The sequence below is a fragment of the Geothrix sp. 21YS21S-2 genome (assembly GCF_030846775.1).
Lineage (GTDB): Bacteria > Acidobacteriota > Holophagae > Holophagales > Holophagaceae > Mesoterricola.
Genome location: NZ_CP132910.1, coordinates 1631926 through 1646006 on the forward strand (window position 1 = coordinate 1631926; position 14081 = coordinate 1646006).

Sequence of the window (14081 nt, forward strand, 5' to 3'; positions counted from 1 at the left end):
ACATTTCCTCCCCCTAGTCGAATTCCTTGGTCCAACCGTACAGGATCGGTGTTGGCATGTCGGTTGGCAATTTCAGATTGAGTCTTCTGGCGAACCACCTGGAAAAGGTGTTGCAAGTGGTCACGGGAAGATGCCTTTCGTGGTCGAAATATTTGACATGGTGTCCATTCCACTCATCCGCCAAGGACCTGGCCCTGTTCTCGGTCAGCAGGCCGGATGGGACAAACCACTTGGCCTGGACCTGGGTGACCGCAGCCTCCTTTGCGAACCGGGCCCGACCCTGTCCAGCGGGGGTGATATCGACACTTGCGATATTGAGCCCTGAACCCTGGACATCCGGCCCGGACTGAATGACGAGGTCCAGCCCTTTCGTCTGGATGATCGTGGCGGTGTGGCTCGCAAGGAATCCCAATGCACCCGTCACCGGTCTGCTGAGGAGCAGGACGACCTCCTGGTCCTCTCTGGGTTTGAGCGGGGGCCGATCCACCCCCAGCGGATCCCCCGACCGGTTGTACCGTGGCCTGGACCCAACCCGCTCCTCTTCCGTCAGCGGAGGAATCCCATCGTTCATGAGCGACGCTGGAATGATGGCCCACCACGGCTGGACTTGGGCCGGCTGGGCCTGGGCAGGCTGAATCGGGGCCCTGCGCTCGGCTTCCGCCTGAAGGCCTGACTGTAGCTTCCAGAGTTCAAACTGGGCGGCCTGCTGCTTCCCCTGGCTTCGGATCTGTTCATCCAGCCGTTCCCTCTGGGCGGTCTGCTGGGTCTCGAGGGCCTTCGTCGAGGCCAATGCGGCCGCCAGGCTCGCCTGGATGCCGCTGGCCCTTTGGCTGGTTTCTCGAATGGACTGCATGTTCTTTGCGATTTCGTTTGCGAGGATGGTGGCCCCCTGGCTCCCCGCTTCCTCCGGCGTCATGACCCGGCCGGCCGCACCAAGGGGTGGAAGGCCGGAAATGGATTCCATCGTGGCTTCCCGTTTCGCGGGGTCGTACCGGATGGGTCCCATCCGCACATCCGGGCCGAACCCCGAACCCCCCTTGAGACCGGGCCGGCCCGATTCATGCACGTCCTCTGGAGGGGTTCCCTCCGTCCAGGTGACTTGCCGGGTCAGCCGCCCTGCGACGGGCCGCAGGGTGGACGAAGGCCCGTCCTCTTCAAACGTCGGGATTGAACCAATGTCCGGTTCGCTATTAATAAGGTTCCAATGGTCCCGAATATGGGTCCTGCACGGGGTCGGAGCCTGCCGTTCCAGTCCCAGAATGAAGTGACGTGCCTGATGGACCCAGACCGGAGGGCCCGGCGGCATGGATTCCCGCGCGCCGGTTGGGATCCGGCGATAGGCGGCGGCCGTTTCCTTGAATTCGTGGCCGAGGATCCGGCCTTCCTTTAGAGCGGCGACTCCGAACCGGGTTCCCCCGGGAGCCTCGTTCCTGCAACCCTCCCATTCGAGGACGAGGGTCCTCCCCCCGGGCAGGGTGATCTCCCGGACTACGGCAGGCATCCGGTCCTCGATCAAGGCAGGGCCCGGGTCGAGGGGTTGCGCAGGCTTTCCGTAGGCGAACGCCACCGATTCCCCTGTGGATTCATCCGTGATGCGCGTGACCTGGAGGTTGTTCCAGAACCGCTCGGGACAGGCGTCCGCGCCTGCCGGGTCCACCATGGCCGTGACGGAGAATTCCGGGTTTCCTGACGAGCCTTCGTAAGTGACCCTCAGCCGCGCTTCCGTATTCCGATGGAGCCCTTCAGGGGCCCAAGAATCCAGGGCCGGAACCGGGGCCGTTGCGGCCAGGCCTGCAAGGGCGACTCGAAGGTGCTCGGGCCCCAGGGTTGCTTCAAAGAAATCCCCGTTTTCGCCGTAGGTGAAGGAAAGCGTTTCGCCGGAACTGGACCGGATGGCCGAGAGGCGGAAGCGCAGAGGCGTGGTCGCCTCCGGGCGGGGCGCCTTCCGGTATTCGAAGGCGGTCTCCCCCCGAACCGCCAGCAGGGCGCAAGGAAGGCCATCCGCGCCCCGCCCCGCATCGTCCCCGTCTCCCTCCGGAAGGGGCAGGAGAAGGTCCCCGCCTGGCCCTGCCCAGACCCCATGACCCGGGGTTCGGAGGCCTGGCACAAGGGGCGAAGGCACCCGGCCCGGATCCTGGATGCCGTATCCGAACTTCCTCCAGAGGTCATGGCACGCGACGCCCGCGGCTGGAACAGCCATCGCGCTCCCGCCTGAACCGTCCGGACACGTCCATCTCGCGAGCGGTTCCCCTTCGGGTGCCCCCCCACCGGGCAATGCCAATTCCAGAACGCCCGGCCAGAGCGCGAACCCCGAGCCCCCCCTCGCCTCGAGGACCGGCGCAAACCGTCCAACGATGGCAGGCGCATACCTGAATGCCGGGCAACCCAGGCCGGGGCCCAGTTCGATCCTCAGGGCCACGGCGCCATGGCCTGGATCCACGTCCAGGGCTCCCCGCAGGAGGCCGCTCCCATGTGCGGGTCCCGCCATGAAAAGGAGCACCGGAAGGAGGATCCATGGCGCAACCAGCCAGGGACCAAGACTCTTTCTCCGCAACGGTCGAGAAGATCCGCCACCCACGGGAGCCCCTCCTGCCCGTCAAGGCACCATTCAGGACGAACGCATCCAGGGCGGCCGAAGACCGGACCGCTCTTTGCGTCCCGGAATGGATATGCCAGGCCGCGAAAGCCGCAAGCGGGCGCAGGAGGAGCTGCTTCCCGCTCCTGTTGGCCCTGGCCAGGTAAAGGAGGCCAAAAGAAATTCCAGGGACATCGTTCAAGGCATCAGGCACGCGGCGAGATACGTTCCGTCAGCCTCCGAACAGCTCCAGGAACTTCCTCTGGATCCCGACGAGGGTGAAGGGCTTGCCCAGGACGCGCACCAGCGGATCCTCCGCCAGGCCCTCCTCCAGGTCCGGGTCGAGGTAGCCGGTGGCCAGCAGCACGGGGAGGGCGGCGTTCCGGGCGCGGATGCCCCGCAGGGCCTCCAGGCCCCCCATCCCGGGCATGTTCATGTCCAGGAGCACCAGATCCGCCCTGCCGCCGGCGTCGAGCCACGCCAGGGCCGCCGCGCCGCCGTCCACCGTCTCCACGTGGTGGCCCAGCATCCTGAGCATGGTGGGGACCGAAGCCCGCAGGAGCTCGTCGTCGTCGACCATCAGGATGGCCAGGGGCGGGACCGGCGGCGCCGTCTCGGGGGCGGCGGGGCCCTGGCAGGCCGCGGCCTCCGGGAACTGCAGGATGGCGCGGGTGCCCTTTCCGGGTTCGCTCTGAAGGGCGAGGGTCCCGCCGTGGGCCAGGGCCGCGTTGAGGACCATCGACAGGCCGAGGCCGGTGCCCTTGCCGGAAGGCTTCGTCGTGAAGAACGGCTCCATGGCCTTCTTCACGACCTCCTGCGGCATGCCTTCCCCGGTGTCCTCGACCCAGACCTCCACGAGCCCTTCGGCGGGGCGGCGGGTGCGGAGGGTGAGGGTGCCCCCCGGCGCCATGGCGTCGGCGGCGTTCATACACAGGTTCATGAGCGCGCTGGCCAGGATGCCGGCCTCCCCCATGATCGAGGGGAGCGTCTCGTCCAGGTCCATCACCAGCCTGTATTTCTGCATGAGGGTCCGGTCGAGGAGGGCCACTTCCTCCCGGACGAGGCCGTTGAGGTCGACGGGCGCCGGTTCCCTCAGGCCCTTGCGGGAGAACCCGACCAGGCCCTTGACCAGGTCCCGTCCGCGGCCCGCGGCCCGTTCCATGGTGGCCAGGGCCCCGTCCAGTTCCGCGTCGTCCGCGTGGCGCACCCGGAGGGCCTGGGTGAGCGCGAAGATGGCCGCCAGGACGTTGTTCATGTCGTGGGCGATGCCCCCCGCCAGGCGTCCGAGGCTCTCCATCCGCTGCATGTGTTCCACCTCGGCTTCGAGGAGACGGCGGTGCTCCTCCTCGCTGCGCTGGCGGGTGATGTCCCGGATGATGGACAGCTGCACGGCCTCGCCGGCCAGGGTGATCATCCTGGAGGACACCTGCCCGACGGCGATGCTGCCGTCGGCCTTGCGGAAGGACATCTCGAGGCAGGTGACCTGGCCCTCCCGGCGCAGTTCCCCGGTCCACCGGTCCCGGTCCCGGGGATCGGCCCAGACCTTCAGCTCGATGGACGTCTTCCCGAGCACCTCGCCTGGGGCGAAGCCCAGGAACCGGGTGAAGCTTTCGTTCACCAGCAGGTAGGTGCCGTCCTCGATCCGCGTGATGGCGATGGCGTCCGGGCTCGCGTGGAAGGTGAGGGCGAAGCGCTCCTCGGAGCGGCGGACCTCCTCCTCGGCCTGCTTGCGTGCGGTGATGTCCTGGATGATCCCCGCCATGAGCCCGGGCTTGTGGTCCCTCCCGCCCCTGGCGCCACCGGCCACCAGCACCCAGCGGATCTCCCCGTCGGTGCGGCGGATGCGGCACTGGAACGTCCAGTCCGAACCCGAGGCCGCGCCCTCCCGGATGATCCGGCGGACTTCGGCCCGGTCCTCGGGCACCACGTGCTCCAGGAAGAGGTCCCGGGTCCACTCGCCCTCGGTCGAGTCGTAGCCGAAGATCCGCGCCTGCTCCAGGGTCCGGTACGCGGAGCCGTCGGTGTTGTCGAACTCCCAGGCGCCGGTGTGGCTGCGCTGCAGCGAATAGGAAAGGCGCTCCTCGCTGACCTGGATGCGTTCCTGGTTCTCGGCGAGGGCGCGCTGGGCCAGCATGATCTCGGTGATATCGGTGAAGGTCAGCACGACGCCCGCCACGGCCTGGGCGAGGGTGCGGTACGGCAGGGCCCGCACGATGAACCAACGCTTCCCGTCGGCGCCCTGGACGTGCTCCTCCCGGATCCCGTGGGTGGCGAGGACGTGGCGGGCCAGCTCGAGGACGTCGGCGCCCCGGAAGAGGGGCAGGATGTCGCCGATGGGGCGGCCCAGGTCGCCGTCGATGAGCCGGTACACGTCCGCGGAGGCCGGCGTGAAGCGGGTGATGCGCAGGTCCGCGTCCAGGAAGATGGTCGCGATCTCGGTGGCCCCGAGGAGGTTCTGGAGGTCGCTGTTGGCGAGGCGGAGCTCGCCGACCTTCTGCTGGAGCTCGTGGTTGAGGGTGGTGAGCTCCTCGTTCACCGACCGGAGCTCCTCCTGGGAGGCCTGCAGCTCCTCGTTGGAGGCCTGCAGCTCCTCGTTGGACGCGCTGAACGCCTCGTTGGTCGAGCCCAGCTCGTCCATCGTGGCCTGCAGCTCGGCCTGGGTGGCCCGGAGCTCCATCTCCATCTGGTCCAGGAGCGGGTTGTCCCCGCCGGAGGGGGGCGCCTGGAGCCCGACCGGCTCCAGCGTCTGCAGGATCACCGCGAACACCCCGGATTCCCGCTCCAGGCCCGGCATGGGGCGCACCGTCACGCGGAGGGTCTCCTCGCCCTGCCCCGAATCGGCCTTGACGACGGCTGTGGCCGGGCCCGCGCCGTCAGGGTCCGCCGCCTGGGCCAGGAGGCTGCGCAGTTCCCTCCGGAGGGGGCCGGCGGTGCTCTGGAGCAGGTTGCTGGTGGGCGGACCCATGGGCGGATGGAGGAACCGCCCGATGCGCCCGGCGCAGAACAGGACGTCCCCGAGCTCATTCACGATGGCGCTGGCCGGGGCGTACTCCTCCAGGAGCATCCGCTCGAAAAGCCCGTCGGTGGTGGCGGCGGGCCCGCCGGGGGCCCGTTCCGCCCTGGGCCGGTCGCGGTACATGAGCCGCCGGTCCCCGAGGGGGAAGTCCAGCGGGAGCCGGTACCGCACCTCGCGACGGAGGAAGATGCGGTGGACCTTGTCCACGGCCTCGAACAGGTCCGGGTTGGAGGCCAGCCCCTCCGCGGGCCCCAGGAAAAGGAGGCCCCGGGCCTTGAGGGCGAAATGGAACAGGGGGACCAGCCTGCGCTGAAGGTCCGGCTGGAGGTAGATGAACACGTTCCGGCACGCGATGAGGTGCAGGGAGGAGAAGGGAGGGTCCCGAACCAGGTTCTGCACGGAGAAGACGCACATGTCCCGGAGCTCCTTCACCACCCGGAAGAGGGCGCCCTCCGGCACGAAGAACCGTGCCATGCGGTCCGGCGAGACGCCCCGCAGGGCTTCGGGGGCGTAGCGGCCCGCCTTGGCGTGCATGAGTGCGCTCGTGTCGATGTCGGTGGCGAAGATCCGCACCGGACGGGTGGCGCCCAGCGCGTCCAGCTGCTCCCTGACCAGCATGGCGATGGAGTAGGCCTCCTCGCCGGTGCAGCACCCCGGGACCCAGATGCGGAGGGGATCCGGATCGGCCTTCCCCGACGCGAGTTCCGCCATCAGGTTGTTGGCCAGGCTCACGAAGGCCATGGGGTCGCGGAAGAATTCGGTGACGCCGATGAGCAGGTCGGCCAGCAGGGCCTCGGCCTCCTCCTGGGAGTCCCGGAGGTGGGCGAGGTAGTCCTGGAGCGATCGCGAGCCCGTGGCCCGCGCGCGGTTCTGGATCCTGCGCTGGAGCGTCCCCGGCTTGTAGCGGCTGAAGTCGTTGTCGGTCTTCCGGGCCAGGACCTCGCAGATGCGCTGCAGGACCTCGGACGGGTCCCCGGGTTCGTGGAGGTTGTCGTGCGGCATGTCCATCAGGAAGGGGTTCCGGTTGGATTGCGGGAGAAAGAGCCTGCGGGCGAAAGGGATTGACGCCATCCTATCAGGCCCTTTTCCCGGGGAAGTCCCGCCGAATCCGTGCTTACGAGGAAACGGGCAGGGATTTATAAATGGTTTTTCGGAATGCCGACAGCTTGGCTGGTTTACCCGCACCGCATACCAATACATGCGTGCTGAGAAGCTTGAATGGTTCCTGTAAAAAACTTTCTGTTATCGCCGAATCGCGCGGCGGCGCGGGCCGTACGGGATCACCTGTCGGAGAACGACCGCTCCACGACCGACAGCGGGTAGCGCGTCCCCGCCAGGTAGTCGTCGATGCACGCCACCACCACCGACGACCGGGGCCGCGCGGCGATCTCCTCCCGCGTGAGCCAGTGGCAGGCCAGGATGACGCTGTCCCGGGGAGCGGGCTCCTGCCCTTCGGGCACCGTGCCGATGAAGGCGGAGCGCAGGTAGTCGCGGCCGTTTCTCGCCTTGAGGTGATAGACCCCCAGGAAGGCCTGGGGGGTGAAGGGAAGGCCCGTCTCCTCCATCGTCTCGCGCACCACGGCCTCGAGCATCGTCTCGCCCGGATCCACGTGGCCCGCGGGCTGGTTGAAGACGCGCTCGGGATGGACCCCGTCGGTCTCCTCCACCACCAGGAAGCGTCCTTCGCGTTCGATGATCGCGGCCACCGTGGGCCTCCAGCCTGTCATGAGATCTCCGCCAGCTTGAGCCGTGCCTGTTCCTGTTTCAGCCAGTCCCTCTGCGGCCCGGTGAGGCCCCTGGCCAGGGCCTTCTCCGCGGCCTCCTTGCAGGCGAGCAGGAGCCTGCGGTCCCGCACCAGGTCCGCGGCCTGGAACCTGGGGAGGCCGGCCTGCCTGGTGCCGAAGAATTCGCCGGGCCCGCGCAGCTCCAGGTCCTTCTGGGCGATGCGGAAGCCGTCCTGGGTCTCGGTGAGGACGCGGAGGCGCTCGGTCTCGCTGGCCGAGAGCATGATGAACTGGCTGCGCGCCGAGCCGCGGCCCACCCTGCCCCGCAGCTGGTGGAGCTGGGACAGGCCGAAGCGCTCGGCGTGGTCCACCACCATGACCGTGGCGTTGGGCACGTCCACGCCCACCTCCACCACGGTGGTGGCCAGGAGGATGCGGGCCTCGCCCTTGACGAAGGCGTCCATGCGAAGGGCCAGCTCGTCGGCCTTGAGGCGGCCGTGGACGACGGCGATGGGCACGTCCGGGAACTGGGCGTGCAGGAGGCCCTCCATGGCCTGGATGTCGCGCAGGGGCACCTTGGTCTCGTCCTGGGGGTCGATGGCCGGGCTGATGACGAAGGCCTGGTGCCCGGCCTGGAGCTCGCGCTCCACCAGCTCCCAGGCGCGCCCGGCGTGGTCGGGCTCCAGGAGCCTCGAGGTGATGGGCTGGCGGCCCGGGGGCAGTTCGTCCAGCACGGACTGCTCCAGGTCGCCGAAGAGGGCCAGGGCCAGGGACCGGGGGATGGGGGTGGCGCTCATGACCAGCCAGTGGGGGTCCAGCCCCTTCTCCTTGAGGGCCTCGCGCTGGCGCACGCCGAAGCGGTGCTGCTCATCCACCACCACCAGCTGGAGCCGGCTGAAGGCCACGGACTCCTGGAAGAGGGCGTGGGTGCCCACCACGTAGGAGGCTTCGCCGGAGGCGATGCGGGCCAGGGCGGCGCGTTTCGCGGCGGCCTTCATGGGGCCCAGGAGCAGCTCCATGCGCCCGGCCTGGTCGCCCAGGATCCGCTGGAAGGTGGCTGCGTGCTGGCGCGCCAGGACCTCGGTGGGCACCAGGAGCGCGGCCTGGCCCCCGGTCTCGGCCACCATGGCCATGGCCAGGAAGGCCACCAGGGTCTTGCCGCTGCCCACGTCGCCCTGGAGCAGGCGGTGCATGACCCGGCCCGAGGTGAGGTCCTCCACGATCTCCTTGAAGGCCGTGCGCTGGGCCCCGGTGAGCCGGAAGGGGAGGAAGCTCCGCAGCCGTTCGCGCAGCTCGGGGGAGGTGGCCACCAGCTGGCCGCGTCGCGCCATGCGGCCCGCGCGGCGCAGGGAGACGCCCAGGGAGAACGCGAAGAGCTCCTCGCAGGCCAGGCGCTGGTGGGCGGGGGTGGCGTGGGCGTCCAGCAGGTCGGCGTCCCCGTCGTCGGGGGGCTGGTGCAGCAGCCGGAGGGCGCCCAGGGTGTCGGGATAGCCGCGGGCCAGGTCCGGGGGCAGCCACTCGCCCGGGTCCGCGGCGCGGGCCAGGGCCTCCTGGACCAGCTTCTGGCGGTACCGGCCGGTGATGGGGCCCAGCTTGCGGTACAGGGGGAGGAAGCGGCGGATCCAGAGGTTCTCCTCGTCGGCCGCCTTGCCCATGTTCTCGAAGGCCGGTCCCCGCATCTCCAGGCCCCCGCGGCCCATGGCCACGGGCCCGAAGGCCAGTATCCGGTCGCCGGGCCGCAGGGCCTTGGCCAGGTAGCCCTGGTTGAACCAGATGAGGCGGATGGTGCCGGTGCCGTCCTGCAGGAGCACCTCGGTGAGGGCCATGCGCTGCAAGCGGGTGGTGGTGCTCCGGAGGTCCTTGACGGTGCCCAGCACGGTCACGGGCTCCCGGTCGGGGCTCCAGCGGGTGTCGAGCTCGCCGATCTTCTGGAGGCTGCCCCGGTCGATGTAGCGGTACGGCAGGGACCAGAGGAGTTCCTTGAGGGTGGTGATGCCGGCGGCCTCGAAGGCCTCGGCGAAGGCCGGTCCCACCCCCCGCAGGGCCGTGACCTTGGAGGAGAGGGGGTAGAGCGGCAGCGCCGTGGCCATCAGCCCTGCCCGGGATCGGTGGCGCGCTCCATCTCGCGGTAGCGGGCGTACTCGCCCTCGAAGTAGAGCCCCACGGAGCCCACGGGGCCGTTGCGGTGCTTGGCGATGATCAGCTCCGCGCTGCGGTCGTCCTCCACCTGGCCGTCGGCGGGGGGCTGCATGCGGCGGTGGATGAACATGACCATGTCGGCGTCCTGCTCGATGGCGCCGGAGTCGCGCAGGTCGGAGAGCTGGGGGCGCCCGCCCTGGCGGTGCTCCACTTCGCGGTTCAGCTGCGAGAGGACGACGATGGGGATGCCGTGGTCCTTGGCCAGGAGCTTGAAGCCGCGGCTGATCTCGCCGATGCGGGTGGCCTCGCTCTGCTTGGCGGCGCGCGACGAGTCGGGGCTGCTCAGGAGCTGCAGGTAGTCCACGATGAGCAGGTCCAGCTTGTGGTTGGCGTGGGAGAGGTGGCGGTCCACCATGGCCGTGATCTCGCGCGTGGTGATGGCGGCCTGGTCGTTGATGTAGATGGGGAGCTCCAGCAGGGCGTCCCGGCTCTTCAGCAGCCGGGCCTGGATGGCCTCGTCGAAGTTGCCGGCGGCCACGCTGCGGAGGTTCACCGCGCAGTGGGCCGACAGCAGGCGGTTGAAGACCTCCTCCTTGGACATTTCCAGCGAGAAGAAGGCCGCGTGGGCCTGATGGTACATGGCCGAACGCAGCAGCCAGTTGAGGGCCAGGGCCGTCTTGCCGATGCCGGGGCGGGCCGCGAGGATGATGAGGTTGCCGGGCTGGAAGCCCTGGGTGATGGCGTCCAGCCTGGAGAAGCCCACCCTGAGGCCGGTGGAGCCGCGGCCCTCCAGGCGGTCCAGGAGGTTCTCCATGGCGTCCCTGGCCACGTCGGCGATGTGCTCGAGGCCCCGCTTGTCCTGGCCCTGGGCCAGGCGGAAGAGGTCGACCGCCGCCTGCTCCACGAGGGTGTCGGGGGGCGCCTCCTCCTCCGCGGCCTGGCGCACCAGTTGGGCCCCCAGCCGGATGAGCTGCCTGAGCTTGCGCTTGCGGATGAGCAGGTCGGCCAGCACCTTGGGCCGTCCCACCTCCTCGGCGCTGAGGAGGTCCACCAGCCCGGTGAACCCGCCCACCCGGGCGAGGTCCCCGGCCTGGTCGAGGGCGTCCTTGAGGGTGAGGGAGTTCACCTCCAGCTGGGCCTCGATCAGGGACTTGAGGGCCTTGAACACCGCGCGGTGGGCGGGGTGGACGAAGTCCTCCTCCGTCAGGACGAAGGAGACCTCGGTGGCGGCCGTCTCGGCCCCCGGCGCGCAGCAGGTGGCCAACAGCGCGCGTTCGGCCTCGATGTCCTCTGGCAGGCGTTGGGGGAGCCACTCGCTCATGGGGTCACGTCAGGGGTGGGTGTAGCCGGTGCCCGTCACATCGATGAAGATGGGGTTCGTGACGGCGATGGGGTAGATGCCCCGCATGATCTCGTACCAGGGCGTTCCCGCCTTGTAGGGCCCGGTCTGGTCGAGGGCGACGCCGGCTTCCACCACGATCCAGGCGCCGGTGCCCGTGGTGGGCAGGGCGACGGGGAAGGTGCCGCTGAAGAGGCGGTCGTCCGTGGCGGACCGGGTGAGGGCGGCCGGATCGATGGTGCTGACCACCTTGCCGTTCATGACGATGCGCACCTGGTCCAGGGGCATCCAGTCCTGCCTGTAGAGGTTCACGACGACATTGGCCGTGGCCAGGGGGCCCTTCACCAGGCCGCCGGGACCGGCGCCTCCCACCGTCACGTCCAGGAAGGGACCGGTGGAGGCCACCGCGGCGCCGGACTTCAGGGCGGCGAGCACGGTGGAGAGGTCCTGCACCAGGTCCGAGGTGGGCGTGGTGCCGGCGATGGGCGGGTTGGCGAGGACGGGCGTGGCCTTGAGGTAGGTGCGGGCCAGGCCCACGGGGGTGTCGAGGCTGAACCTCGCCGAGGACAGGCCCAGGGCCTTGGTGAAGGCCGCGGGGGTCTGCTGGTTGAGGAGCGCGAACCAGTCGGCCCGGACCTGGAGGAATTCCTGGAACCAGGGATCGGGGGCGGTCTTGACGAAGCCCTCGCCGCGCAGGAGCTCGATGGCGTCGAAGCCGCCGTTGGTGGTGCCGTCGGCGTAGAAGCCCTTGCCGGTCCACCAGGCGTTGACGCCGGTGCCCACGGGAACGGTGCGGTCGAACCCGGTCAGGGTGAAGAGGCCGTTGGCGCCCCGGGGCCGGTGCACGATGGTGAAGGAGCCCCGGGCCTGGGTGATGAAGTCGGACAGGGTCCAGTTGTCGGGCTGCAGGGCCCCGCCGAAACGGTAGGCGGTGGCGGCGGGCGTGCCCAGCGCGGTGGCGGTGCCGTAGCCGGGCAGCTCGGAGGTGCGGGCGTTCATCACGAAGGGATCGCTCTTGACGGCGGCGAGCTGCGCTGCGCTCCAGCCGACGCCGTCGAATTCCATGCGGAAGTCGTTGTAGAGCCGGTGGCCGTCGGCGGCCATGTCCTTCTCGGTCGTGGCCACGACCTGGACGGCCTCGGCAAGGGCCGAGACCAGCTTCTCGACCGGGAGGTAGCCGCCGCCGCTGGCCTGGGAGGGCCCGGGCACGTCGAAGGTGGTCCAGCCCGCGGGCAGGGACCTGGGCCAGACGATGAAGGAGTGGCTGTTGCTGGTCTGGCCCTCGTAGGCGGTGATGTCCTTGGTCTGGAGGTCCGAGAGGGGTCCCCGGGTCGCGTAGGCGCGGAAGGTGCCGCCGCTGATCACGGGGTTGCCGGCATCGGAGATCTCGCCGGTGGGGATGCCGTTGGCGAGCCAGAAGTAGCGGGTCTGCACGTTGCTGAAGAAACCGGTGCCGAACATCTCGTTGCCGGCGCGGAACTGGTCCTGGCCTGGGGCCACGGCGACGGCCACCTTCTTGGAGATGGCGTCGTAGTAGGTCGAGAGGGTCCGGGTCCTGCGCAAGGCGGGATCGGGCGTGGTGCCGGTGCCCTTGAAGGTGAAGCGCATCGGCTGCATGTTGCCTTCGGGGGCGTCGGCCTCCCGCGTATCGAAGAGGTGGGCCGCGTAGAGGCCGCGGATCGCGGTGCCGGTCTCGCTGACGATCTGGTCGGCTTCGGGGCACAGGTAGTCCTTGGACCCGACGTAGAAACCCTGGCTCGGGTAGATGACGATGGGGCCGCTGAGCAGGGGCCTGAGGGTGTTGTAGGAGTTCACCGTCTCGTACTTGATCTGCTGGCCGACCTTGTTGGTCACCACGATGCGGTAGGTGCCCGCGGGAAGGTACATGGACGTCGAGTCGGCCGAGAAGGTGCTTGTCCCGGTGATGTTCTCGCCGGGCTCCAGCCAGACGACGCGCTCGGGGATCCAGATATCCTTGCCGGTCTGGCCGGCGTTGCGCTCGACGCGGACCTCGGTGGGGAACGGGCCCTGCCTCATGGCCGACCCGGTCAGGGAGAACTTCATCTGGCCGAAGCCCAGGGGCCAGAGCCCGTCGGTGGCGTTGTACTTCGTCAGGGCCATCTCGTCGAACAGCGCCTCGCCGTGGTTCGGCATGGCGGTGGAGCTGCTCATCCCGCCCACGATGTAGAGGCGGCGGTTGTAGGAGAGGGAGGCGCCCGCCGCGAGGCCCGCGGGGGGGAGGGGAAGGCAGCCCACCACCAGGCGTTCCGGGAACGACGGCCGCATGGCCTCCAGGGCGTCCTGGGGGTCGGATGCGACGGCGACCGCGGGGGAATCCTGGCTCATGATGCCGATGGACGCGTGCGAATCGATGGATGCGGCGCTGGGCTCGACGGCCATCAGCACCACCATGGCCGACTGGACGGAAGTGGCGATGGGGTTTCCGAAATCGCTGCCGGGGATCTGGACGCCCCACGGCTTGGCCAGGGGTTCGCCGAACACGGACACGCCCGCGGGAACGCAGAAGCGGTAGCCGCTCGAAGTCTGGTGGAGGAAGTCCCCGATGCTGCGCACGCCCACGGGGGAGCCGCTCTCGTTCACGACGGTGGTCGAGGCGAGGACGTAGCGGGAGAGCTTGCCGAGGGAGAGCACATGGACCACGGAGACGCCCCGCACGATGCCCGAGGTCTCCCAGTCCGCGCCCGTGAGCTTGTGGGCCTTGTCGAGGATGCGGCCCCGCATGGTGAGGGTGCTCGGCTCCGTGAGGGTCTCGGGCTCGAAGGTGTCGAAGACCACCTGGATGTCCGGATCCTGGTTGACCACGGGCGTGAGCCGTTCGAGGGAATCCCCGGGCATGTTGACCCGCTGGTAGCTGGTGTCGAGGGCGACGTAGCCGGCGTCCACGATGCTGCCGCCCGATGGGGCTCCTGCGATGGGGACCTGGGAGGCATCCCCCCAGCGGGTGCCGTCGATGGCCACCTGGACGAAGTCGTTGCCCAGGTAGTAGTCGCCGGGGCCTGCGGTGGACTTGAGGCCCGACACCCGGTCGCCACCCGATTCAGGAATGGCCTCCGCGACCACGGTGGTCCGCTGGAACCCCGTGGCCCGGTAGCAGCCCGTGCCGCCCAGCGCGAGCAGGGCCGGCACGGCGAAGGCGAGGCCCACGCGGGGAAGGGAAGGTGTCAATGGCCGCACGGGGCTTGTATGATTCATTAATTCTCACTCGCGTTGGGCCCCAATGGGGGTAAGGGTCTATGCTAACTCACGATGGGACTATCTGCCTGGGTT

Annotated in this window: 6 protein-coding genes; all 6 read right to left on the bottom strand. The window is 69.2% G+C overall.

Translation table 11 applies throughout. The features are described from left to right. Positions 1-13 precede the first annotated feature (13 nt). Positions 14-1660, bottom strand: coding sequence for a hypothetical protein (locus RAH40_RS07460; protein ID WP_306601462.1), 1647 nt, complete (start codon positions 1658-1660; stop codon positions 14-16). 1147 nt (positions 1661-2807) lie between these two features. Next, positions 2808-6599: a CheR family methyltransferase gene (locus tag RAH40_RS07465; RefSeq protein ID WP_306601463.1), complete on the bottom strand. Its 3792-nt coding sequence runs from the start codon at positions 6597-6599 to the stop codon at positions 2808-2810. A gap of 272 nt (positions 6600-6871) precedes the next feature. Next, positions 6872-7318, bottom strand: coding sequence for an NUDIX hydrolase (locus RAH40_RS07470; RefSeq protein WP_306601464.1), 447 nt, complete (start codon positions 7316-7318; stop codon positions 6872-6874). After that, complete coding sequence (recG, locus tag RAH40_RS07475; RefSeq protein WP_306601465.1) at positions 7315-9405, bottom strand: ATP-dependent DNA helicase RecG; 2091 nt, start codon at positions 9403-9405, stop codon at positions 7315-7317. The genes RAH40_RS07470 and recG overlap by 4 nt, the downstream gene beginning before the upstream one ends. After that, a complete protein-coding gene (dnaB, locus tag RAH40_RS07480) occupies positions 9405-10775 on the bottom strand; it encodes a replicative DNA helicase (protein WP_306601466.1) in 1371 nt (456 codons plus the stop codon). Before dnaB ends, recG begins: the two co-directional genes overlap by 1 nt. Positions 10776-10784: 9 nt before the next feature. Beyond that, complete coding sequence (locus RAH40_RS07485; RefSeq protein ID WP_306601467.1) at positions 10785-13979, bottom strand: hypothetical protein; 3195 nt, start codon at positions 13977-13979, stop codon at positions 10785-10787. Between the last annotated feature and the right edge of the window lie 102 nt (positions 13980-14081).